Source organism: Janthinobacterium sp. NFX145 (assembly GCF_049810325.1).
GTDB lineage: Bacteria > Pseudomonadota > Gammaproteobacteria > Burkholderiales > Burkholderiaceae_D > Janthinobacterium > Janthinobacterium rivuli.
The window spans coordinates 407,606-430,856 of the sequence record NZ_CP187360.1 but is presented as its reverse complement, the minus strand read 5'-3'; the positions used below and the strand labels follow the sequence as shown (position 1 = coordinate 430,856).

General features: G+C 65.8%; 24 protein-coding genes. 9 read left to right on the top strand and 15 right to left on the bottom strand.

Annotation, left to right across the window (positions count from 1 at the left end; translation table 11 throughout):
• Positions 1-4: 4 nt before the first annotated feature.
• Positions 5-1,384: an MmgE/PrpD family protein gene (locus ACPJXG_RS01850; RefSeq protein WP_425253225.1), complete on the bottom strand. Its 1,380-nt coding sequence runs from the start codon at positions 1,382-1,384 to the stop codon at positions 5-7.
• 102 nt (positions 1,385-1,486) lie between these two features.
• Here ACPJXG_RS01850 and ACPJXG_RS01845 point away from each other — a divergent pair, with 102 nt between their 5' ends.
• Entirely contained in the window at positions 1,487-2,746 is a 1,260-nt protein-coding gene (locus tag ACPJXG_RS01845) for an acetyl-CoA hydrolase/transferase family protein (RefSeq protein ID WP_425253224.1), read from the top strand.
• A 10-nt stretch (positions 2,747-2,756) separates the two neighbouring features.
• Positions 2,757-3,518, top strand: coding sequence for a GntR family transcriptional regulator (locus ACPJXG_RS01840; protein ID WP_425253223.1), 762 nt, complete (start codon positions 2,757-2,759; stop codon positions 3,516-3,518).
• 13 nt (positions 3,519-3,531) lie between these two features.
• On the opposite strand, the gene ACPJXG_RS01835 is transcribed toward ACPJXG_RS01840, so the two are convergent.
• The 13 genes from ACPJXG_RS01835 to ACPJXG_RS01775 all read right to left on the bottom strand — a co-directional run bounded on the left by ACPJXG_RS01835 (position 3,532) and on the right by ACPJXG_RS01775 (position 15,524).
• Positions 3,532-4,689, bottom strand: a complete 1,158-nt coding sequence (locus ACPJXG_RS01835) for a CaiB/BaiF CoA transferase family protein (protein WP_425253222.1) — start codon at positions 4,687-4,689, stop codon at positions 3,532-3,534.
• A 20-nt stretch (positions 4,690-4,709) separates the two neighbouring features.
• On the bottom strand, positions 4,710-5,900 hold the full coding sequence (locus ACPJXG_RS01830; protein ID WP_425253221.1) for a CaiB/BaiF CoA transferase family protein: 1,191 nt from the start codon (positions 5,898-5,900) through the stop codon (positions 4,710-4,712).
• Positions 5,897-7,060, bottom strand: coding sequence for an acyl-CoA dehydrogenase family protein (locus ACPJXG_RS01825; RefSeq protein ID WP_425253220.1), 1,164 nt, complete (start codon positions 7,058-7,060; stop codon positions 5,897-5,899). Before ACPJXG_RS01825 ends, ACPJXG_RS01830 begins: the two co-directional genes overlap by 4 nt.
• A 13-nt stretch (positions 7,061-7,073) precedes the next feature.
• Positions 7,074-7,592, bottom strand: a complete 519-nt coding sequence (locus tag ACPJXG_RS01820; RefSeq protein ID WP_425253219.1) for a MaoC family dehydratase — start codon at positions 7,590-7,592, stop codon at positions 7,074-7,076.
• A 44-nt stretch (positions 7,593-7,636) separates the two neighbouring features.
• Positions 7,637-8,479: an HpcH/HpaI aldolase/citrate lyase family protein gene (locus ACPJXG_RS01815; protein WP_425253218.1), complete on the bottom strand. Its 843-nt coding sequence runs from the start codon at positions 8,477-8,479 to the stop codon at positions 7,637-7,639.
• The gene (locus ACPJXG_RS01810; protein WP_425253217.1) at positions 8,476-9,357 is read right to left on the bottom strand and encodes a polysaccharide deacetylase family protein; all 882 of its coding nucleotides are present in this window, start codon (positions 9,355-9,357) and stop codon (positions 8,476-8,478) included. Before ACPJXG_RS01810 ends, ACPJXG_RS01815 begins: the two co-directional genes overlap by 4 nt.
• Before the next feature lie 37 nt (positions 9,358-9,394).
• Entirely contained in the window at positions 9,395-10,219 is an 825-nt protein-coding gene (locus tag ACPJXG_RS01805) for an SDR family NAD(P)-dependent oxidoreductase (RefSeq protein ID WP_425253216.1), read from the bottom strand.
• A 3-nt stretch (positions 10,220-10,222) separates the two neighbouring features.
• Complete coding sequence (locus ACPJXG_RS01800; RefSeq protein ID WP_425253215.1) at positions 10,223-10,531, bottom strand: hypothetical protein; 309 nt, start codon at positions 10,529-10,531, stop codon at positions 10,223-10,225.
• 97 nt (positions 10,532-10,628) lie between these two features.
• Positions 10,629-11,564, bottom strand: coding sequence for a polysaccharide deacetylase family protein (locus ACPJXG_RS01795; protein ID WP_425253214.1), 936 nt, complete (start codon positions 11,562-11,564; stop codon positions 10,629-10,631).
• On the bottom strand, positions 11,548-12,483 hold the full coding sequence (locus ACPJXG_RS01790) for a polysaccharide deacetylase family protein (RefSeq protein WP_425253213.1): 936 nt from the start codon (positions 12,481-12,483) through the stop codon (positions 11,548-11,550). Before ACPJXG_RS01790 ends, ACPJXG_RS01795 begins: the two co-directional genes overlap by 17 nt.
• Entirely contained in the window at positions 12,480-13,157 is a 678-nt protein-coding gene (locus tag ACPJXG_RS01785) for an isochorismatase family protein (protein ID WP_425253212.1), read from the bottom strand. The genes ACPJXG_RS01790 and ACPJXG_RS01785 overlap by 4 nt, the downstream gene beginning before the upstream one ends.
• 36 nt (positions 13,158-13,193) lie before the next feature.
• Positions 13,194-14,603 (bottom strand): aldehyde dehydrogenase family protein, encoded by a 1,410-nt coding sequence (locus ACPJXG_RS01780; protein WP_425253211.1) that lies wholly within the window; start codon positions 14,601-14,603, stop codon positions 13,194-13,196.
• Between the two features lie 147 nt (positions 14,604-14,750).
• The gene (locus ACPJXG_RS01775; protein WP_425253210.1) at positions 14,751-15,524 is read right to left on the bottom strand and encodes an enoyl-CoA hydratase/isomerase family protein; all 774 of its coding nucleotides are present in this window, start codon (positions 15,522-15,524) and stop codon (positions 14,751-14,753) included.
• A 122-nt stretch (positions 15,525-15,646) separates the two neighbouring features.
• On the opposite strand from ACPJXG_RS01775, the gene ACPJXG_RS01770 reads away from it, so the two are divergent.
• From ACPJXG_RS01770 to ACPJXG_RS01750, 5 genes are read left to right on the top strand one after another with little or no spacing between them, the layout of a single operon-like run.
• Positions 15,647-16,417 carry a GntR family transcriptional regulator gene (locus ACPJXG_RS01770; RefSeq protein WP_425253209.1) on the top strand — a complete coding sequence of 257 codons (771 nt, stop codon included), beginning with the start codon at positions 15,647-15,649 and terminating at the stop codon, positions 16,415-16,417.
• Positions 16,418-16,433: 16 nt separating this feature from the next.
• Positions 16,434-17,723: a 3-isopropylmalate dehydratase large subunit gene (locus ACPJXG_RS01765; RefSeq protein WP_425253208.1), complete on the top strand. Its 1,290-nt coding sequence runs from the start codon at positions 16,434-16,436 to the stop codon at positions 17,721-17,723.
• Positions 17,720-18,223: a 3-isopropylmalate dehydratase gene (locus tag ACPJXG_RS01760; RefSeq protein ID WP_425253207.1), complete on the top strand. Its 504-nt coding sequence runs from the start codon at positions 17,720-17,722 to the stop codon at positions 18,221-18,223. Before ACPJXG_RS01765 ends, ACPJXG_RS01760 begins: the two co-directional genes overlap by 4 nt.
• A complete protein-coding gene (locus tag ACPJXG_RS01755; protein WP_425253206.1) occupies positions 18,220-19,092 on the top strand; it encodes an isocitrate lyase/PEP mutase family protein in 873 nt (290 codons plus the stop codon). Before ACPJXG_RS01760 ends, ACPJXG_RS01755 begins: the two co-directional genes overlap by 4 nt.
• Positions 19,079-19,981 (top strand): VOC family protein, encoded by a 903-nt coding sequence (locus tag ACPJXG_RS01750; RefSeq protein ID WP_425253205.1) that lies wholly within the window; start codon positions 19,079-19,081, stop codon positions 19,979-19,981. The genes ACPJXG_RS01755 and ACPJXG_RS01750 overlap by 14 nt, the downstream gene beginning before the upstream one ends.
• Before the next feature lie 64 nt (positions 19,982-20,045).
• Here the strand turns inward: ACPJXG_RS01750 and ACPJXG_RS01745 are convergent, their stop codons facing one another.
• Positions 20,046-21,314, bottom strand: a complete 1,269-nt coding sequence (locus ACPJXG_RS01745; RefSeq protein ID WP_425253204.1) for an MFS transporter — start codon at positions 21,312-21,314, stop codon at positions 20,046-20,048.
• Between the two features lie 323 nt (positions 21,315-21,637).
• Between ACPJXG_RS01745 and ACPJXG_RS01740 the strand changes: the two genes are divergently transcribed.
• Positions 21,638-22,831: a class I SAM-dependent methyltransferase gene (locus ACPJXG_RS01740; RefSeq protein ID WP_425253203.1), complete on the top strand. Its 1,194-nt coding sequence runs from the start codon at positions 21,638-21,640 to the stop codon at positions 22,829-22,831.
• Positions 22,832-22,850: 19 nt separating this feature from the next.
• Positions 22,851-23,225 carry a hypothetical protein gene (locus tag ACPJXG_RS01735; RefSeq protein WP_425253202.1) on the top strand — a complete coding sequence of 125 codons (375 nt, stop codon included), beginning with the start codon at positions 22,851-22,853 and terminating at the stop codon, positions 23,223-23,225.
• Positions 23,226-23,251: the final 26 nt, after the last annotated feature.

Here is a 23,251-nt window from a genome sequence, read left to right as displayed (position 1 = left end):
TCGTTCAAGGTTGAGCAAGACAGGACAAGGCAGGCCACAGCGACGCAAGTTGCGTGCCGGTGCCAAGCGCCAGCACGGCCTGGCGCAGCTGCGCCGCCTGTGTCGGCGCCAGGCCGGCAGCCTCCATCAGCATCGCCGCCTTGGCTTCGATGTCGAGCGGCGTCATGGGACAGGCCGGATCACCGCGCGTGTCGTCCAGCGCCAGGGTCAGCACGCAGCCCTGCTCCAGGGTCACGCTGACGCGCGCGCCATAGGCTTGTGGAAAGCGCGCCGAATAGTCGTCGTCGGCGTGTACGCTGATACATGTACGCCAGCGCGTGATGTTCGCATCGTCCAGGCTGGCCACCGCGTAATGCGGCAATTGCGGCGTGCCGTAAGCGAGGATGGCCGCCAGCGCATGCTGGATGCTGAAGCGCGCCTGCGCCTCGGTGCGCGGCAGCGGCCTGTCGCAGAACAGCAGCGCATCGGCATAGGTATCGACACGCACGCTGTGCACGGCCGCCGCAGGCACCGCATAGCGCTGCAGCAGCTGCAGCAAGGCATCGATGGCCGGATGGGCGTGGCGGCAGGCGGGCCAGGGCTTGAAGGTGGTATCGAAGATCAGCCAGTCGGCTTCCGCGCGCGTCACTTGCGCCGGGTCGGCGTCGGTGGACATCGCGGCGAACATGCCCTGCTCGCCTTCGAGGATGGCTTGCGGGCCGCTCACACCATGCGCCGCCAGCTGGGCTGCGGCCACGCCACTGGCAGCCGCATCGGCCGTATGCCACTGCTTGCTCATCACATCTTCGTGGCGCATGCGCCACAAGCCGCCGCTGCGGCTGCCCGCGTTGCCCAGCGCCGATACCAGCTGCGCCTGGTCCAGGCCATACAGCGAGGCGCAGGCGGCGGCAGCGCCAAATCCGCCGCAACTGGCCGTGTTGTGCCAATAGCGGTAATGGCTCACGCCGATCGCGCGGCCAATGCGGATGGTCGCCTCGTAGCCGCGCACGATGGCGTCGAGCAGCGCGTCCGCGTCGTCGATGCCGCGGTGCTGCGCCACGGCCAGCGCCGCCGGAATGATGACGGGCCCCGGATGCAGGATGGAGCTGCGATGCACGTCGTCCATCTCCAGGATGTTGCCCAGGCTGGCGTTGTAGCGCAGCGCGGCGTCCAGCGGACGCGGGCCGTGGCCCAGGGTCCAGCAGGGGCCGGCGCCGTGCTCGCGCAGAAGGCCCGCCATCGCCTGGCCGGCCGGACGCTGCGCACCGAGTGTGGCGCAGCCAAGCCAGTCGAGCAGGTGCAGACGCGCCCGGGCGCGCGCAGCCGGTGCCACGGGACGCGCCAGCAAGGCGGCCAGCTGTCCGGTCAAACTGGGGAAAATCGCTGTTGCAGATATTTTGTTCACTGTCTTGCTTACCCTTTTGCTCGCTTCTGGCATTTCTGTGATAATGTCATTTGTCCGGACATATTATATTTTTCGCGCTGCTTGCGCAATCAAATTAACACGATGCCTACAACTCTGACACCCACCCTGTTCCATCAGCTGCTGCGTTCCGGCAGCCGCGTCTACGCGCCCGGCTGCGCCGGACATTCATTGCTGTTCCAAGCCTGGCTGCAAGCGCATCCGGCGCAGGCCGCCGGCGTCACCTTCAGCGGCGTGTGGATACCTGGCGTGAATACGTTCGACTTCGCGGGACTGGGCGATGCATGCCGCGCCGAAGGCTTTTTCATGTCGCCGCAGCTGCGCGCCTCGTACGAGGCAGGGCGCTTCGATTATCTGCCGATGCACTATAATGCGCTCCCCGCTTATCTGGGCCAGACAGGACACTTCGACCTGGCGCTGGTGCAGGTGGCGCCGCCGGACAGCGATGGCAACTGCAGCCTGGGCATCGCCGCCGACTTCACGCCAGCCGCACTTGCCAGCGGCGCCCGCATCGTGGCGCACATCAATCCGCGCATGCCGCGCACCAGGGGACCCCATATCGCCTGGCGCGACATCGCCTACGCCGTCGAAGCGGATCACCCGCTGCTGACACTGGAAGACGAAGCCCCCGATCCCGTGCTGCAGGCGCTGGCCAGCCAGGTGGTGGCGCGCATCGGCGACGGCAGCACCTTGCAGTTCGGCCTGGGCAAGCTGCAGGCAGCGGTGCTGGAGATGCTGGGCGGCCATCGCGGCTTGCGCATCCATTCCGGCATGGTCTCGACGGCGCTGTGCGGCCTGGCCGACAGCGGCGCACTGGCGGCGCCCGGCCCGCAAGGCCCGCCCGTGACGGCTGGCGTGGCCCTGGGCAGCGAAGCACTGTACCGGCGCGTGGCCGATCCGCAACTGGTGCGCTTTGCGCCGGTCAGCCACACGCATGCAGCGGCCACGCTGGCCGGCATCGAGCGCTTCATCAGCATCAATTCCGCGCTGAACGTGGACTTGCTGGGGCAGGTAAATGGGGAGACGTTAAATGGGCGCCAGGTCAGCGGCGTTGGTGGCATGCTCGATTTTGTGCGGGGCGCGCGGGAATCGCATCAAGGTTTATCAATACTTGCCTTGCCGGCAACTGCAAGGAATGGCACACTCTCCAGAATTGTGCCAATTTTGCATGGTCTTGTCAGCGTTCCACGCACCGATGTCGATTGCATCGTGACGGAGTACGGCTGCGCCGACCTGCGCCACCTGGGAGTGGCCGGCCGGGCCCGGGCACTGATCGATATCGCCGCGCCCGCGTTTCGCGAACAACTTGCAGCAGCCTGGCGCAACCAATGCGGCCAACTATAGGAACAAGGACATGAGCACAAAAGCATCCAGCAGCAAAACCGCCACGCCGGAAGCGGCACCGCACCGCTACCGGCAAGTCGCCGATGAACTGATCGCCGGCATCATCTCGGCCAAATACCCGGTCGATACCTTTCTGCCGACGGAAAAAATCCTCTGCGAGCACTACGGCATCAGCCGCTACACGGCGCGCGAGGCGCTGAACCTGGTGGAAATGGCGGGCCTGATCGAACGGCGTCAGGGTTCGGGTTCCATCGTGGTCTCGCGCACGCCGCCCGTGCGCTACAACCACAACATTCAGAACATCGAGGACTTGCTACAGTATGGCAATGCCAGCCGCCTGCGCCCCCTGTTTTCCAGGGAAATTGGGCTGGCGCCGGAGCCGGCGCACTTCCTGCGCACCACGGCCGGCGCGCCCGCCATCCTGCTGTGTGGCGTACGGCACCAGCGCCACGACAACCGGCCGTTCTCGTTTACGCGCATTTACATCGCCGGCAAGACTGCCGCCGTGCGCAAGGCCCTGCTCGATCCCGAACAGAGCGTGCTGACCATGCTCAAGCTGATCAACCTGAAGAACGTGCATCACATCGAGCAGGTATTTTCCGCCGTCGAACTGGACGACGAGGCCGCCGAGGCGCTCGGCTGCGAAGCCAGGGCGGCCGCCTTCCGCACAGACCGCGTGTACTTCGATGAAAAAGGCGGCGTCATCCTGTACGCCGCCAGCTGGCATCCGGGCAATCTGTTCAGCTACTCCACGGTGCTGCAGCGCGACTGACGCGCTGGCGGCGTCATAGCGCGCCGGCAGCCCGCAAGGCGGCGATGGCCGGCAAGTCATAACCGAGTTCGGCCAGCACGGCGTCGGTCGACTCGCCCAGCTCTTCCAGGCGCGCGTCCAGGCGTCCAGGTTCGTCCGCAAAACGGATCGGAATGCCCAGGTGCGGCTGGCCCGCCGGCAGTTCAGGGCGCATGCCGCGCGCGCGCACGTGTTCCGTGTGCAGCGCCTCGTGCAGGGTATTCACGGGTGCCCAGCACACGTCGAGCGGCGTCAAAAAGGTTTGCCACTGCATCAGGGTTCGGCTGGCGAAGGCCGTGCGCAGGAATTCCCTGACGGCGTCCTGCGCCGGGCCGGGCGGCTGGCGGCAGTCGTCGAGCAGGTCGGAACGGCCCAGCGCCGCCAGCAGGTTTTCCGCAAACTTGATTTCGCTCCCACCCAGCGTCAGGTGGCGCCCGTCGGCCGTGGCATAAATGCCGTAGAACGCGGCGCCGCCCCAGGAACGCTCTTCCTTCACTACCGGCGCGCGCTGTTCGGCAAAGACGGGACCCATCACGTTCGGCGTCCAGGCCAGCAAGGCGTCCTGCATGGATAAATCGATATAGTCGCCGTTGCCGGTGCTGGCGCGGCGCAGCAGCGCCATCAGAATCGCCGACAGCGCCATCAGCGAGCCGGCCATGTCGGCCGCCGGCAAGCCTGGCATGGCTGGCGCGCCATCGGCTCCCAGGTTGACGCTCACCAGGCCGCTCTCGGCCTGGATCGACAGGTCGTGCGCCGGCTTCTGGCTGTTCGGCCCCGTCTGGCCGTAGGCCGAGATGGAGCAGTACACGATGCGCGGATTGACGGCGCGCAGCGCCTCGTAGCCCAGGCCCAGGCGCTGCATCACGCCGGGACGGAAGGCCTCGACGAAGACATCGGCGTCGCGCGCCAGGCGCAGCACGACCTGCACCGCCTCCTGGCGCTTCAGGTTCAGGGCCATGCAGCGCTTGTTACGGTGCGTATTGCGAAACCAGACACTGTGGCCGTTCTGGCGCAAGCCCACCTGGCGCACCGGTTCGCCGCCCGGCGGCTCGATCTTGATCACTTCCGCCCCATGATCGGCCATCATCATGGTCAGATGGGGACCGGGCAGGAATTGCGACAGGTCCAGTACGCGTATGCCTTCGAGTTTCATCACTCTCTCCTCACCTGAATTTAGAGCACGCCGCGCGCGCGCAGGCCGGCGATGTCCGCCTGGTCATAGCCCAGCCCAGCGAGCAGGGTATCGCTGTCGGCGCCCAGCGGCGGACACACCTTGCCCGCCAGGCGCTGCCCATCGAGCTTGATCGGATTGCTCAGCACGCGCATCCGCGGCGCTTGCGGATGCGGCGTGTGCTGCAGCATGCCCACCCGTTCCAGATAGGGATTGTCGAGCGCCTCGCCCAGCGCGCAGACGGGGGCGATCGGCAGCTTGCCGGCCAGCGCAGCCATCCATTCGGCCGTGCTGCGGCGCCGGAACTGCTCGCCCAGCAGCGCCAGCAAAGGTTCGCGGTGGCGCGAACGCTCGGCGATGCAGGCAAAGCGCGCATCGTCGGACAAGGCCGGTGAATCGATCTCGGCCAGCAGCAGCTGCCAGAATTTCTCCGTCATGCACATGACGAAGATCCAGCCATCGCTGCTGGCAAAGGTCTGGCACGGCACCGTCGACGGATGCGCCGAGGCAGGCATGCGCCGCGTCTCGTGGCCTCCGTTCAGGTACCAGGTGGCCGGATAGGTCAGCTGATGCAGCGCCACGTCGAACAGGCTGACATCGACGTCGCGCCCCTGGCCGTCGCGCAGCGCGCCCACCAGGCCTGCCGTCAGCGCCAGCGCCGTCGTCACGCCCGTCATGTAATCGACCATCGACAGTCCCATGCGCGTGGGCGGCCCATCCGGTTCGCCCGTCAGGTGCATGTAGCCCGCTTCAGCCTGCATCAGGTAATCGTAGCCGGGCCAGGTGCTGCGCTCATTGTCGCGCCCATAGGCCGACAAATGCGCGCAGACCAGCGCCGGGTTCAGATGGCGCAGCGCGGCATACGTCAGGCCCAGCTTTTCCGGCTGGTCGCCGCGCAGGTTGTTCAGCACCGCGTGCGCGCTGCCCACCAGGCGTTCGAACACGGCGCGGCCCTCGGCCTGCTTCAGGTCCAGCGACAGGCTTTGCTTGTTGCGATTGAAGGTCTGGAAGAACTGGCTGTCGCCCTCGCCCAGGAAGAACGGGCCGCTGCCGCGCGCCACGTCGCCGCCAGTGTGCGGATTTTCGATCTTGATCACTTCCGCGCCCAGGTCGGCCAGGTACATGGAGCCGAACGGGCCGGCGCCATACTGTTCCACCGTGACGATGCGGATACCGGCCAGGGGCAGGTTCATATCTTGTTCCTCTCGATCAGCTGCCTGGCGATCACGGTACGCAGCACTTCATTCGTGCCCTCGCCTATGCACATCAGCATCGCATCGCGGTAGTAGCGCTCGATCTCGTATTCGGTCGAATAGCTGTAGCCGCCAAAGATGCGCATGGCTTCCTGCGAACAGAACACGCCCGCTTCCGAGCCGGCCAGCTTGGCCATGCTTGCTTCGAGATCGCAGCGCTCGTGCGCATCATACTTGCGCGCGGCCTGCTCGATCAGCAGGCGCGCTCCTTCGACGCTGGTGGCCATGTCGGCCAACTTGAGCTGGATCGCCTGATGCTGGGCGATGGGCTTGCCGAACGCTTCGCGCTCCTGCGCATAGCGCAGCGCCAGTTCCAGCGAACCGAGGGCGATGCCGCAGCCGCGCGAGGCAACATTGATGCGCCCCAGTTCCAGTCCGCCCACGGCTTGCAGGAAGCCCTTGCCTTCCTCACCGCCCAGCAGGCAGTCGGCCGGGACGCGGTAGTTGTCGAACACCAGCTCGCAGGTGTCGATGGCGCGGTAACCGAGCTTGCTCATCTTGTTGGCGACGACGAAGCCCTCGCCCTTTTCAGCGATCAGCATCGACATGCCCTTGTGGCGCGGCTCGGCCAGCGGATCGGTCTTCACCAGCAGCAGGATGCCGTGGCCGTGCAGGCTGTTGGTGATCCAGGTCTTGGCGCCATTGACCACATAGCCGTCGCCGTCGCGCCGGGCTACCGTGCGGATGGCCTGCAAGTCGGTGCCCGCGTTCGGCTCGGTCAGGCCGATGCCGCCGCGGAATTCGCCCGTGGCCATCTTCGGCAGCCACTTGCGTTTTTGCTCTTCCGTGCCGCAGCGTTCGATGGCTGCCGCCATGATCAGGTGCGAATTGAAAATGCCCGACGGCGCCATCCAGGCTGACGCCACCTTGATGACAATCCTGGCGTAGGTTGCGGCGGACAAGCCAAGGCCACCATACTCCTGACCAATGGTGGCGCCGAACAGGCCCAGTTCCTTCATCTGCTCGACCAGTTCGTGTGGATACACGTCGGCCTGGTCGTACTTGCGCGCCACCGGCCGCACTTCCTTCTCGACCCAGGTCGATACCGCATCAAGGATCGCGGCTTCGTCTTCGGCATTCCAGTTGCTCTGTTGTGTCATGGCGGTTCCTGTCTCAATAGCCGACGCGTTCTTCGACGCTGTGGCCGTCTTTGGCAATCAGCATGACGCGCGTGAATTCGCACACCAGCGTGCCATCCTGGTTAAAGCCCTTGGTCTTCACCGTGACGATGCCGGCGCCTGGGCGCTTGGCCGACTCGCGCTTGGCCAGCACTTCCGATTCGGCCGTCAGGGTGTCGCCGGCGAACAGGGGATACGTCATTTTGATGTCTTGCCAACCCAGGTTGGCAATCGCCTTCTGGCTCACGTCGGTCACGCTCATGCCGACCATCAGGGCCACCGTGAAGGGGCTGCAGACGATGCACTTGCCGAACTCGCTGGCCTTGGCATACTGCTCGTCGAAATGCATGGGGTGCGTATTCATCGTCAGCAGCGTAAACCAGATATTGTCGGTCTCGGTGATGGTGCGGCCGGGGCGGTGTTCATACACGTCGCCGATTTCAAACTGTTCATAATGGCGGCCGAAAGTTTCGCGGAAACGCTGCGGACCGATTTGCTTGACGTTCTGTACCATCTTGTATTCCTTGGTTATTAAATCAAAAGTGATGTGGTCCGTTGTCACTGCCTGCCACCGGCCAGCGCACCAAAGGCGACGATGCGCTGCATCGCCTGCACGATGGGGCGGTCGACCATGCGGCCTTCGAAGGAAAAGGCGCCGTCGCCATGTTCGAGCGCGGCGGCGACGATGCGCCGTGCGCGCTCCAGCGTGGCCTGGTCGGCGGCAAAGCACTGCTGCACCGGCGCCACCTGCGACGGATGGATGGCCGCCTTGCAGGTGTAGCCCAGCGCCAGCACGCGCCGCGTTTCCGCTTCCAGCCCGGCCACATCCTGCAAATCAAGGAAAGGCACATCGATCGCTTCGATGCCAGCGGCGGCGGCCGCCGCCGCCAGGCGCTGGCGCCCATACAGCAGAGGCTCCCAGCTGAACTGGGCGCGCGATTCGGCGGCAAAATCACCGCCGCCGAACATCAGCGCGCGCAGGCGCGGGTGGGCGGTGGCGATGCTTTCGACGCGAGCCAATCCGCCCGGCGACTCGATCAGCGCCACCAGGCCGGTGCGCGCGTCCGTCAGCGCGGCGGCCTGGCGTACTTCGGCCGCATCGCCCACCTTCGCCAGCATGACGAAATCGGGCACGGCGCCGCTGTCGCCCAGCGCCAGCAAGTCGCGCAGGCCAGCCGCCGTACCGAGGGCGTTAATGCGCACGCCGAGCGCGACGCGGCCTTCGCGCGGCGCCGCCAGGTAGGCCATGACGGTGCTGCGCGCACCGTCCTTTTCCGCCAGCGGAACGGCGTCTTCGAGATCGATGATGATGGCGTCAACGCCGCTGGCGATGCCCTTGGCGAAGCGCTCGGGCCGGTTACCCGGCACGAACAGCATGCAGCGCAAGGCAGCCGCGGTCATGCCGCCGTCCCGGCCGGGTTCTGCGCCTGGAAATGCTCGGCGATGGCGCGCCGCGTGGCGATCCACACGCCAGGTTTGCTGCGAATATGTTCGAAGAAACGCTCGACGGCCCAGATACGGCCCGGACGCCCGACGATGCGCAGGTGCAGGCCCAGCGACATCATGCGCGGCGCGGCGCCTTCCGCGCCTTCCTGATACAGCACGTCGAAGGTGTCGATCGCGTACTTGAGCCACTGGTCCGGCGTCAGCGCCGGCGCCACCCACATCTTCATGTCGTTCGAATCGAGCGCGTACGGCACGATCACCATCGGCTTGTCCGAGCCTTCGACGGCGCCCCAGAACGGTGTGTCGGCACTGTAGTCGTCCATGTGATACAGGAAGCCTTCTTCCTGCAGCAGGCGGCGCGTATGCTGCGTGTGCAGGTAGCGCGACAGCCAGCCCACCGGGCGCTGGCCCGTGCTGCGTTCGATGCTGTCGGCCGCCTGGCGGATGAACTGGCGCTCTTCCGTCTCGTTCAGGCGGAACTGGTGCACCCAGCGCCAGCCGTGCGAGCAGGCTTCGTGCCCCTCGTCGCGGATCGCCTGCGCCAGGTAGGGCGCGCGTTCCAGCGCCAGCGCGGCGGCAGTCCAGGTGGCGGTGATCCTGTGCTTGCGCAGCAGCGCCAGGATGCGCGGTCCGCCTTCCTTGATGCCGTACTGGTAGTTCGATTCATTGCCATAGTTGCGGATCGGCTTTTTCAGGGTCACCGCCAGTTCGTCGACCGGTTCCGTCATGCCATCGCCGTCGGCCAGCGTGTATTCCGAGCCTTCTTCGACGTTCACTACGATCGACACGGCGATACGCGCGCCGTCCGGCCACTGCCACTGTGCTGCATTCATCGGGTATCTCCTCTGTGTGAGTACGGGTATGCCCGTCTCAGTGATATTCTTCGCCGCCGCTGACATTCATCGCTTCGCCCGTCATGTACTGCGACTGCTCCGAGCACAGGTAGGCGCAGGCGTTGGCGGTGTCGGACTGCAGGCCGGGACGGCCCAGCGGGATGCGGCTGCGCATGGCGGCCAGGTAGTCGTCCAGGCTGACGCCGGCCTGCTCCGCAAAATACGCGTTCTGCCAGGCGCCCAGGCCCGTCGTCACGTGATTCGGGCAGATGGCGTTGACATTGATGCGGTGCTTGCCAAGCTCGATGGCGGCCACGCGCGTCAGGCCCACCAGGCCATGCTTGGACGCGGTGTAGGCCGAGGCGTTGGGAAAGCCGGACTTGGCGGCCTGCGAGGCGATGTTGACGATACGCCCACCGCCGCCATGGGCGATCATGTGGCGCGCCACGGCTTGCGTGGCCAGGAACACGCCACGCAGGTTCACGCCCAGCACCGTATCCCATTCCTGCACCGTCATTTCGACGATGGGTTTCATCAGGTAGCCCACGCCGGCGTTGTTGACCAGGATGTCGATGCGGCCGAAGTGCGCCACGGCCGTGTCGACCATCGCCTGCACGGCGGCTGCATCGAGCATGTCGCACACTAGCGGCAGGGCTTGCACGCCCGCGCCCTGCAATTCAGCCGCCAGCGCCTGCATTTCCTGCGTCGGCGCTGGTGATGCTTGTGCATCGCCCAGGTCGGCCAGCACGATGTTGACGCCCTCTTGCGCCAGGCGCACGGCCATGGCGAAGCCCAGGCCGGCACGCTTGCCGCCACCGGTGATGATGGCGGTCTTGCCTTTCAGGTCAGGATACATGGCCATCTTTCAGATCGATTCGGTGATGATGAACAGGGGATTGTCGGCAAAGGCACGGAATTCGGCGGCTACCTTTTGCATCGCCGCGCCACCCGCTTCCTGGCCCAGCAGCGCCATGTCGTTGATGCGCAGGCGCTCGATGTACTGGTAAGGCGGAGCCTGGTCGCTGCCCATCACGGCCAGGGTACGCAGCACCTCGAAACTGTCCACCGACGCCAGCGCGCTGGCCACCGGCAGGTCGGTCTCGTGGGCCCAGCGCTCGTACGCGGCGGCGTCGACGCCGTCCTTCAGGTTGAATAAAACGATCAACGTTTGCATCTTCATCTCCTTGGCGGTCCGGATTATCATGTTGTCCGGACAAATTATAGATAGCAATCGAAGGCAGTGTCAATCGGCGATTGATACTGCGCGTCGTTCAGGCTGGCGTAAAGGGCGTGGCGGCCTGGAAGGCGTCGGCGATCTCGCCGGCGCTGGCGCTCCAGACGTCCGGCTGCGCCATGATGTAGGCCAGTGCCTGCTCCAGATAGGCGATGCGGTGCGGCTGGCCCAGCATCCACGGGTGGACCGACAGCGCCAGGATGCGTCCGCCCTGCTGGCGCGCCTCGGCCAGCAGCAGATCGCAGGCATCCTTCACCTGCTCCAGGTAGGACGCGGCCGGATGCAGGTTGTCCATCAGGATGAAGCGGTCTTCCAGTTCCGTCGACAGCGGCATGGCCAGCAACGGACCATTGCCGGTGCGGAAGGCGTACGGCATGTCGTCATTGACCCAGTCGCAAAAATACGCGATGCCGTTCGCCGCCAGCAGTTCTGGCGTGTGCGCCGTTTCCAGCTTGCCCGGGCTGAGCCAGCCGCGCACCGGCTGTCCGGACAAGGTGCGCAAGCGCTGCAAGGTACGCGCCACCAGCTCGGCCTCGTCCTGCCGCGCCAGCGTGCCCGCATGCGGATGGTCCATGTCCCAGCCGTGACCGATGATTTCATCGCCGCGCGCCAGCAGGTGCTCGAACAGGTATGGGTAGCGCTCGGCCAGGCCCGCGTTGACGGCCAGCGTCGGCTTCACGCCATGCGCGTCGAACGCGTCCAGGAAGCGGTAGATGCCGACGCGGTTGCCGTAGTCGCGCAAGGTAAAGTGGCGCAGATCCGGGTACGGCATGCTCATGCTGCCCGGCAGGCGCACGGGACTGCCCGGATTCATGGGAAAAAACTGCAGCCCCACGTTCACCCACAGAGCCAGCTTTTTCCCGTTCGGCCAGGCGACGGGGGCGCGCTGGCCCAGCATCGACCAGTCATAGCGCTCATGATCCATGCCATGTCGGCGTTGCGGATAGGCCAGGTGTTCAGCGCCCAGTGCCATGCGAGACTCCTTTCTGCCTGGCGGCGATATCGGCCAGCGCGGCATCGTGATAATAAGCGTTGTAGTACTCGGCGATCTCGCGGCCCGTGGCCAGCCACACGTCCGGGTGGCCGGTGATGTATTCCAGCGCCTCCTCGAACGCCTTCAGGCGGTGCGGGCAGCTGACCTGGTAGTTATGCGTCGGCACGCACATGACGGTGCCTGATCGCGCGCCCTCGGCATACAGGCGGTCGAAGCAGTCGCGGATATTCTGGCCGTAGCCGCGCGGCGTGACCTTGTTGACGACATACGCGATGGTGTCGTTCATCTCCAGCGAATACGGGACCGAGACGAACTTCTGGCCACCGCGCACCCGCACGGGTGTGGGCTGGTCGTCGTGGAACAGGTCGCAGGTGTACTTGCCACCCAGTTCGGCGAACAGGTCCAGCGTCACTTCCGAATGCGACAGCGCGGGCGCCAGGTAGCCCGCCGGCATGCGCCCTGCATGGCGGGCGATGGTCTCCATCGACTCGCGTATCATGCCGCGCTCCTGCTCTTCGCTCATGCCATAGGTATAGCGCGTGTTGTAGATGCCATGGCTGAAGAACTCCCAATCGCGCTCGCGACACATGGCGATGATCTCGGGATGGTGTTCGCACAGCGCGGTGGACAGCGAAATCGAGCCGCGGATGCCGTACTTGTCGAGCAGCGCCATCTGGCGCAGGTGGCCAACACGGTTGCCGTAGTCGCGGATCGAATAGCCAGCCACGGCCGGGTAGGCATGCGGCCAGGCCGCGCGCTGCGGATTGACAGGTGGATCGAGTTCGTAGAACTCGATGTTCGGCGCCACCCAGAAGGCCAGGCGCGCGCCGTTCGGCCAGACGATGCGCGGCCGTTCGTGGTAGGCCCAGTAATCGTAGTAGCCGGTGTCGCTTTTCATGGCGCGCCCTCCGCCGATGCGCCGCTCCAGGCCAGCACATCGGCCACCGGCAGCACATCGGCGTACTTCAGCAGCATGTCGGTCAGGTTGGCGTAGTGGTAGCTTTCATGCTTGTCGGCCACGCACTCTTCCGGCACGATGGTGCGGTAACCGCGCGACAGGCTGTCGACGGCCATCGCCCGCACGCAGCCCGAGGTCGAGCCGCCCGTGATGATGACGGTGTCGGCCTGGTGCCACACCAGCAGCGACTGCAGCGGCGTTTCAAAAAATGGCGACGGCATCTTTTTACAATAGATCACGTCGCGCACATGATCGATCTCGGCACGCTCGTCAAAGGCGGCGCGGCGCGAGCCCTGCTTGATGTTCTGCAGCGAATCGGGGGTATTCGTGCGCGTGCCCCACACGCCCGCGTCCTCGGCCGACTCCATGTAGGCCACATGCGTCCACACCACCGGCCAGCCGCGCGCGCGGAAATTGCGCGCCAGGGCGTTGATGTATTCGATCTGGCGCGGATCGGTTTCATAGGCCGTCTTGAATTCCTCGGGACGGGTATACGCGTTCTGCACATCGATATTCACCAGCACCGCTTTCTTGCCGAAACCGAAGCGCGCCCGCGTGGGGTTGGCCTTGATTTCTTCGTAGATGGCGCGCGCCGATTTGTCCGACAATTCCATGCACTGCTCCTCGTAGGCTAAATGGAAAGACCTGAATCAGAACCACCAGGCGTCATCGGCGCCATTGCTGATCAAATAGGATTGCTGGCGGTAGAAGCGCGCGATGCTGGCCGAGCCCATGCGCGAGCCGCCCATGCCCGAAAGCTTGAACGACTGCTTCGCTCCCTCGTGCACGACGGCCGTCAGGGCCGCATCGTTAATGGAAATGGCGCCAGCTTCCAGGCGCGAGGCCAGCGCCAGCGCGCGTTCCTGGTCGCCGCCGAAGACGGCGGCCGACAGGCCGAAACGCGTGTCATTGGCCAGCGCCACGGCTTCGTCATCGCTACCGAAGGTCATCACCGGCAAGATGGCGGCAAACGACTCCTCATCCACCACCGACATGCCGTGGCGCACGCCACCCAGCACCGTCGGCTGGCACCACTTGCCGCCGCCCAGGTCCAGCACCTGGCCGCCGCACAGCACCGTGGCGCCCTGCTCCCGCGCCTCAGCCAAGTGGCGCGCGGCGATGGCCGCCTGCGCCTCGGAGATGATGGGCCCGATCTCGCCGTCGCGGATATCGGGATAGCAGTGGCGCAAGCGCGACACTTCATGCACCAGCGCGTCGAGGAAGGCCGGGGCGATGCGCCGGTCCACATAGACGCGCTCGATCGACATGCAGGACTGGCCAGCCGAACCCATGCCGCCCCAGGCGATGGCGCGCGCGGCGCGCTTGATATCGGCGTCATCGAGGACAATGGCCGGGTCCTTGCCGCCCAGTTCCAGAAAGGCAGGTACGAAGGCGCGCGCGGCCGCCTCGCCCACCTTGCGGCCAGTGGCCACGCTGCCCGTGAAGCACACCACGTCGACCTGACCAATCAGGGTGGCACCGGTGTGGCCGGCGCCGGTAATCAATTGCAGCACCGCTTCGAGCTGCGGTACTTGCGCGATCGTCGCGCGCAGCGGTGCGACGAAGCGCGGCGTGATCTCGGACGGCTTGATGACCACGGCGCAGCCGGCCAGCAGGGCGGGAATGGCGTCGATCAGCGACAGCAGCAGCGGAAAGTTCCAGGGGCTGATGACGCCGGCCACCGCAAACGGCGTATGCCCGGCGCGGATGGAAATCGACGGAATCGCACTCGGGCGGTCAGGCGTGCCGGCCAACAGCGCAGGCCCTTGCGCACACCAGCGGCGCAAAGTACTCAGCACCGCATCGACTTCCAGCGCCGACTCGCGATAACGGCCCGTGTCGGCGCAAACGGCCGCCAGCAAGGCGTCACGCGCGCCATCGAGGGCGAGGCCCCAGGCCAGGAGCACCTCGGCCCGGCCTGCCGCGCCGAGTGCGCGCCATGCCGGCTGCGCCTGGCGCAAGCCCGCCACCACGGCGGCGCTGGCTTCGGCGTCATGCACGGGAATGCGGTAGTCGTTGACGCCGCTGCGCGGATTGCGCACATCAATAAATTCAGTCATCCGATATCACTCCGCTGCAAGTTGAAGATGGCGCCCGGCACCTTAAATATGTCCGGACAAATAAGTGTACACGATAAGCGCCCAGGCACAAACATGGAATCGCGATGTGTGCGACACGCGCAACAGCGCGCCGGTAGGGAGGGAAAGCTAGAAGCGGGGCGCGCGCTTTTCCAGGAAGGCGCGCGCGCCCTCGGCAAAGTCGGCGTGCGAGAAGGCTTGCTCAAACAGCGCCTGCTGGGCGGAAAAATCGGCGGCCAGCGAGCCATCGAGCATGGCGATGCTGCGCTTGATGCCGCGCACCGAGAAAGGCGAAGCCGATGTCAGCATGGCGCTCCAGTGCTGCAGGCGCTCGGCCAGCGCATCGGCCGCGACCACCTCATTGAGCATGCCCCAGTCGAGCGCCGTGGCGGCGTCGATCTTCTGCCCCGTCAGCAGCAACTGGCGCGCGCGCGCCGGCCCCGCCAGATTCACCACGCGACGCACGTCCTCCACGCTGTAGAGCAGGCCCAGCCGGGCTGGCGTGATGGCCATCTGCACGTTCGGCGCGGCCAGGCGGAAATCGCAGGCCAGCGCCAGGCCGCAGCCGCCGCCCACGCAGGCGCCTTCGACGACGGCGATGCTGGCAAAGGGCAGCTCCTGCAGGGCCAGTTGCGCCAGACGCACCGTCTCATTGTTGTGGCGCAAGCGCTGCGCATCACCGATGATCTGCGTCAGTTCGTCGATGTCGGCGCCGGCGCTGAACACGCCGCCGGCGCCGCGCAGCACCAGCAGGCGCAATTGCGGCACGGCACGCAAGCCCTGCAGCGCCTGCAGCAGGTCTTGCCACATGGCCTGCGTCAGTGCATTGCGCTTGTGCGGACGCGCGATCGTCAGGTGCGCCACCTGGCCCTCGACAGCCAATTGTATTTGTGCTTCGCTCATCTTTTCTCCCTTGTTTTTCCCGTCGCAGGCAACGGGCGGCGGCCGGACTTTGTCTTGACGTCGCTACCGGCTTCTGCTTAAATGTCATAGAAGTATAACATTTGAAATGAAACCGGAAAGCCATGTCAGAGAAAATATCCAGCGCCCGCAGCCTTGCCTCGGCTTCGCCCGTGCCGCTGTACCACCAGCTCTACCTGCTGCTCAAGCAGCAGATCCTGTCCGGCGAAATCGCGCATGGCGAGCGCCTGCCCGGCGAGCAGGAATTGATGGCGCTGCACCAGGTGTCGCGCATTACCAGCCGGCGCGCGCTGGCCGAACTGGCGGCGGAAGACTTGATCGAACGGGGTCGCGGCCGCGGCTCATATGTGATCCACCGCATGACGCAGCGGCCTCTGCAGGGTGCGCTTAGCGCGGCGCTGGACAACCTGATCGCCTTCGGCCGCGAAACGCGGGTGCAGTTGCTGTCGTTCGAGCGTGCCGCACCGCCGGCGGCGCTGGCGCAGCTGTTTGGCACCGAACCGAAGGCGGCGCTGGTGCGTGTGCTGCGCGTGCGCCACGACAGCGACGTGCCATTCGCCTACCTGGAAAGCTGGACCCGCCCGCCCGGCCCGCGCTACAACCGGCGCGCGCTGCAGCGCGACCTGCGCCTGGAACTGTTGCGCGCCTGCGGCGTCATCATCAGCCGCTTCGAACAGACCATCACGGCCGTCGGCGCCGATGCGGCCGTGGCCGAAGCGCTGAAAGTGAGCGTCGGCCAGCCATTGCTGGCAATCGAGCGCCTCAGCTACGACCAACATGGGCAACTGGCCGACCACCTGCGCGCGCTATACCGCCCTGACCGTTTCCAACTCACCATGTCGCTCGGCACCGCCGATGGCGACGCCGCCATCTGACCTCCCGGGAGAACGCATGAGCATCACCTTGCCAGGCCAGACGCTGGCGCAGAAACTGATCGCCCGCGCCAGCGGCCGCAGCCACGTCACGCCGGGCGACATCGTCACCTGCCGCGTCGACCTGGCCATGTCGCACGATTCCTCCGGCCCGCGCCGGGTCAAGCCGATGCTGGAAAAGCTGGGCGTGTCGGTGTGGGACCCGGAGAAATACGTGATCGTCACGGACCACTACCTGCCCGCCAGCGACGACGACAGCCGCGCCATCCTCACGCTCACGCGCGACTGGGTGAAAAGCGAAGGCATCCGCCATTTCCACGACGGCGTCGGCATCTGTCACGTGGTGCTGCCGGAAAAAGGGCATTTGAAGCCGGGCATGCTGGTGGTCGGCGGCGACAGCCATTCGCCGTCCGGCGGCGCCTTCGGCACGTATATGTTCGGCGTCGGCGCCACCGAGATGCTGGGCGTACTGGTCAGCGGTGAAATCTGGTTGCGCGTGCCCGACACCATCCGCATCGAATGGAGCGGCCGCTTCGCCGACGGCGTCAGCGCCAAGGATGCCATGCTGTTCCTGTGCGGCCGCCTGGGCATGGACGGCGGCCAGTACCAGGCCGTCGAATACACGGGCGACGCGGTGCGCGCCCTGAACATGCAAGAGCGCATGACGATGGCCAACATGACGGCCGAATTCGGCGGCCAGGCCGGATTGATCGCACCCGACGCCACCACCCTGGCCTACTTGGCCGCCGCCGGCGTGCACGATGCCGACGCCGCGCCCTGGCACAGCGACGCCGACGCGCCACTGCTGGCGGAGCATGTGTTCGACGCCGCCGCGCTGGCGCCGCAGGTCGCAGCGCCCTTCAGCCCGGCCAACGCGGCCGACGTGGAGCAGTTCCATGCGCAGGCAATCGACATCGCCTACATCGGCGCCTGTACCGGCGCCAAGCTGGAAGACATGCGCATGGCGGCGCGCATCCTCAAGGGCCGCCGCGTGGCGCCGCAGGTGACGCTGATGCTGGCGCCGGCCTCGCTGCACGACCAGCAGCAGGCGCAAAAAGAAGGCACGCTGGACATCTTGCTGGATGCCGGCGCGCAGCTGCTGCCAAACGCCTGTGGCGCCTGCGCCGGCTATGGCGCGCACCGCTTCGGCGAGAACGTGCGTGTCATTTCCAGCACGGCGCGCAATTTCAAGGGCCGCATGGGCGCCGCTTCGGCCCAGGTCTTCCTCGCCTCACCGTACACGGTGGCTGCCTCCGCGCTGACGGGCCATATCACCGATCCACGCCTTTACCTGGAGCGCGCAGCATGAGCGGCACAGTCTGGAAACTGGGAGACAACGTCGACACCGACGTGCTGGCACCCGGCAAATACATGAAATTCGACATCGACGAGATCGCACGCCACTGTCTGGAAGACGTGCTGCCGCGCTTTGCGGCCGACGTGCGCCCCGGCGACATCGTCGTGGCGGGGCGCAATTTCGGCATCGGCTCTTCGCGCGAACAGGCGCCGCAGGCACTGCGTCAGTTGGGGGTGGCGGCCGTGATCGCCCCCTCGTTCGCCGGCCTGTTTTACCGCAACGCGCTCAATCTGGGCCTGCTCGTGCTGGTATGCGAACGGGCCGGCGAGATCGCCGACGGCAGCGCCATCAGCATCGACGCGCGCCAGGGACGCATCGACGCCGGCCCTGCCGGCATCCTGCCTTGCCAGCCGCTGCCGCCATTCCTGATGCAGATGCTCGACGCCGGCGGCTTGCTGCCGCACCTGCAATACCGGCTTGCCCATGAACCCCAACTAGGAAGACGACGATGACCCATGCAACCCAATTGCGCCAGCTGCTAGCCAGCGGCGAGATCGTGCTCGCTCCCGGCGGCTACGATGCGCTGTCGGCCGCGCTGATCGAGCGCGCCGGCTTCAAGGCCATGTACCTGTCCGGCGCCAGCTTGGCTTACACCCGCTTCGGCCGGCCCGACGTGGGCCTGGTCGGCATGAGCGAGGTGGCCGACACCATCGCCCTGATACGCGATCGCGTCAGCCTGCCGCTGATTGTCGACGCCGACAATGGCTATGGCAATGCGCTCAATGTGTGGCGCACGGTGCGCCAATTCGAGCGCATGGGCGCCTCGGCGATCCAGCTGGAAGACCAGCAGCTGCCCAAGCGCTGCGGTCACCTGCCCGGCAAGAGCCTGGTGGCGCAGGCCGAGATGGTGGCCAAGGTGCGCGCTGCCCGCGATGCGCGCCAGCACGCCGATACGCTGCTGCTGATCCGCACGGACGCCATCGCCGTGGAAGGCTTTGACGCGGCCCTGCGGCGCGCCGAGGCCTACCTGGAAGCGGGCGCCGACGCCCTCTTCATCGAGGCGCCGGAAGACCTGGGGCAGATGCAACGCATCGTCGCCGAATTCGGCAGCCGCGTGCCGCTATTGGCAAACATGGTCGAAGGCGGCTCGACGCCGCTGCAATCGGCCAGCCAGCTGCAGGAGCTGGGCTTTTCCATCGCCATTTTCCCGGGTGCGCTGGTGCGCGCCCACACCTACATGGCCCAGGAATTCCTGGCCCGCCTGCAGCAGGACGGCAGCACCAGCGGCTACCGTTCACGCATGCTCGACCTGCAAGGCTTGAACAATCTGCTCGGCACCTCCGAGCTGCTGGAAATGAGCGCCGCCTATGACAAACACTGATCCCCTGTGCGGCCCCGTGCTGCACGGTACCCTGCTGGCCGGCGATGCCGACGCCGTCGCCGCTGCCTACATCGATTGCTTCGGCTTTCGGCTGCTGGCCGACTGCCGCATCAGCGCCGAACACGCTGGCGCCTGGCAGCTGCCGGCCCTGGCTGGCCAACGCATGCTGCTGCTGGCCACCGCGTCGGGAGCGTCAGAATGGCTGCGCATCGTCGAGGCGCCCGGCTGCGCCGCGCCACAACCCTTGCGCCACCATGGCTGGATGGCGCTGGAAGTCCATGTGCAGGATGTCGATGCGCTGGCCGAACGCCTGCGCCAGCCCGGCAGCCCCTTCACCATCATCGGGGAACCGGCCTTTCTGGAAATCAGCGACAAGATCCGCGCCATGCAGGTGGCCGGTCCGGCCGGCGAGGTGCTGTACCTAACCGAAGTACGCGCGCCGGTGCCGCCGTTCGACTTGCCACTCGCGCCCGTCGATCCCGTCGACCGCCTGTTCATACCCGTGCTGTCGACGGCGCAGCGGGCCGCCAGCCTGGCCTTGCATGAACGCCTGGCCGGCAAGAGCGGCCTGGTGCTCGATACGCGCGTGACGGTGCTCAACCGCGCCTTTGGCCATCCGATCGAACGCCAGTATCCAATCGCCGTGCTGCAACTGGCGGGACAGGCGCTGCTGGAAATCGACCAGGTCGACGACGCCACGCCCGCGCTGCCGCACGCGTGCGGCCTGCCGGCCGGCATCGCCATGATCAGCCTGGCCATCGCACCGGGCCGCCTGGCCGCACTGGGCATCGCAGGCAGCACGCTGGCCGCGCCCGCGTACGGCGCACGCCGCATGGTGCTGCTGCGCGGCGCGGGCGGCGAGTTAATCGAGCTGATCGAAACGCCGTAAGCGCGGCGGATATGAAAAGGGCCGCGCAAATGCGCGGCCCTTTTCATTTGCCAGCGCCTGGAACTCAGGCCGCCTGAGCTGCGCGCCGTACGCGCGCCACGCCGATTTCACGACGCACCTGGGTCGACGCCAGCAACGCCAGGAACAGCAGGCCGCACAGGATGTAGAAGGCCATGTGGTAGTTGCCGTAACGGTCGAACATCACGCCCGTCAGCCAGATGCCCAGGCCGCCACCGATCGCGTCGAGCGCCGTGATGGTGCCGAGGATCTTGCCCGCATCGGTGACGCCAAAGTTGTTGACGGCTTGCAGCTGAATCATGGTGTACAGGCCGCCCCAGCCAAAACCCGTGACGACAATGCCATACCACACCAGGTTGCGATCAAAGCTCGACAGCAGCAGCAAGCCTGTCAGCATGACGACGACGTTGGCGACAAACACCAGCTTGGGCCGGAGCACGTCGGCCAGAAAGCCGAACAGGAATTTGCTGAACAGGCCCAGGCCGAACAGCAGGCCCAGTGCCGAGCCGGCCGTCTTCGGATCGAAACCCATGTCGCGCATATGCAGGAACAGGTGCGAAGCCATGGCCAGGATCGAATAGAAGGTGGTCATGGCGACAAAGGTCAGAGCCCAGAAACTGCCAGTCCTGAGCGCCACCGCATACGGCACGTCATCTTTCGAGGCGCCCGTGGCGCCATTCGAGGTACTGCCGGCGCCCAGCGCCTGCAAACCCTTTTCCTCCGGACGACGGGCCAGCAGCAGCACCAGCACCAGCAATACGATGGCAAAGCCGGCCATCAGCTGGAAGCCGCCGCGCCAGCCATACGCCTCGATCAGACGCAGCGCAAGTGGCGGAAATACCACGCCACCCAGGCTGCTGCCCACCAGCGCGATACCGATGGCGCGGCCGCGCAGGCGCACGAACCATTGCGACACCATGATCACCGAGACGTTGATGCCGGCGCATACCAGCACCACACCGAAGCCGGCATGTATCAAATACATCTGCGCCAGGCTGTGGATCTGGCCATACGCGTAGTACAGGGCGGCGAACAGCACGCTGCCCGTCAGCAGCAGGCGGCGCACGCCGATGCGGTCGATCAGCACGCCGGCGAACGGCGCCAGCATGCCGGCGGTAAAGAGGGTAATCAGGTCGCGCAATTTGAGCTGGCCGCGGCTCCAGCCGAACTCCTTGAGCAAGGACTCGTCGAAGGCCGTGATGCCGGTGGTGGCCAGGCCATTCGTCACCAGCAGCACCAGCAACGCCAGCACGGCGATAATCCACGGATAAATCCGCTCGATGAGGGTTTTTTGTTGTTGTATTATCTGAGTCATCTGCCATACCTCGTTGTAAGAAAGAAGGCGCGCCTGCGCTGAACCAAGCCGGCATTCCGGCTTGCATGTCGTACCTGTCCATTGCCTTGCCACCCCTGCGGCAAGTGCCTGTCACCTTGCCGCAGCACTCAAAATTTCCTTTGAAGTTTGCGGAAAGTCGTGTACATTTGTCCGGACAAGTTAATCCTAACATCATTAAACGGTAGTCTGCAATCGAATGTTGCACGGCTGCCCGATGGGGACGACGACGCCCGGCGCTTCAGCGCCACCGGCGCGAACGCGATGGCAATTTCAGTAACCTCTCACTCTGTACAAGGATTGCGATGACGAACTCCACCAAGCGGGCAAGCTTGCCTAGCTGGTCGCAACTGGGCCGGCATGCCGTGTTCCCCGAGGCGACCCACGATGAAATCGCCCGCTTCAATCTGCTGGCGCAAGTAAATACTTTCTTGTCCGGTCAATTGCTGCCTGGCGTGAAAACCTCCTACGAAAAACGCACGCGACCGCGCTTCGTTGCCGAGCATGGGCGCGAACCGGCGAGCCGCCAGGAAGTGCGCCGCGCGATGCAGCAGGACAGCGCCTACCAGATGTGGAGCGCCTTGCGGCGCAACTCGATGGAACAGCGCCAGCAGGCGGGCCGCAGCCTGGTGTACCGCCAGCTGCCACGTCTGATCGACGCCGCGCGCGCGCTCAACGAAGGCAAGGCCACCTTGCAGCTGGACGCCACGGTGCAGTCACCGCGTTATGCGACGGCCGTGGACATCCACTGCATGCCGGGCGGCTATCACACCGAGATCGTGCAGGACGATGTCTCGGCAGCGGCCAATTACGATGCCGGCATCTTCTGCACCACTGCCGGCATGCTGGGCAGCTATAGCGACGGCGGCGGCCAGGCCATCGTGCAATGGCTGAAGACCAACCACCCGCAATTCCAGCCACGCCGCATCCTCGACATCGGCTGCACCACGGGCCACAACATCGTGCCGCTGGCGCTGGCCTTCCCTGACGCGGAAGTCGTCGCGGTGGACGTGGCGGCGCCCATGCTGCGTTATGCGCATGCGCGCGCGCAGTCGCTGGGCGCGACCAGGCTGACGTTCCGCCAGGCCAACGGCGAAGCGCTCGACTATGCCGATGCCAGCTTCGACCTGATCACCACCTCGATGTTCTGGCACGAGACATCGACGCGCGCGCTACCACGCATCCTGGGCGAGATCCACCGCCTGCTTGCGCCGGGCGGGCTGACCCTGCACCTGGAACAGCCGCAGTACAAGGGCATGGCGCTGTACGAACAGTTCATCCGCGACTGGGACACATACAACAACAACGAGCCATTCTGGACCGTCATGCACGATCTGGACCTGGAGACCATCATCGCCAGTGCCGGCTTCGACCTCGCCCGCTATTTCGAGACCTCGATGGCCGCGCTGGTCGACCGCAACATCTTCCCGCAGGCCGGCGAAGGCGCGCAGGATTATGGCCGCACGGCCGCCTGGACCGCCTTCGGCGCCTGGAAATAACGCCACAGGAAAACACGACATGAATGCATTTGATCCGATCACGCTGGCCAACCGGCGCGCCAAGGGCAAGCGCCCGCAATTTCTCGACGACCCCGCCGTCGAACGCGTGCTGTCGATCGCCGTGGCAGTGGCGACCGAGCTCGCCGTGCTGCGCGAGCGCGTCGACACCATCGAGCGCCTGCTGGAAAAGAACGGCAGCCTGGTACGTGCCGACATCGAGAACTTCCGCGACCCGCAGGCGCATGTCGAGCGCTCGCAGTGGCAAAAGGAATACGTGGCGCGCATCTTCCGCATGCTGCAGCAGGACCGCGAGGCGCTCGAAGACGCCGACGAAAGCAGCATGGAAGCCATTGCGGCCGAACTGGCGGCCGGCGACGGCGCGGCACAGGCCTGAACATCATTCACAACAACGCAAGGGAG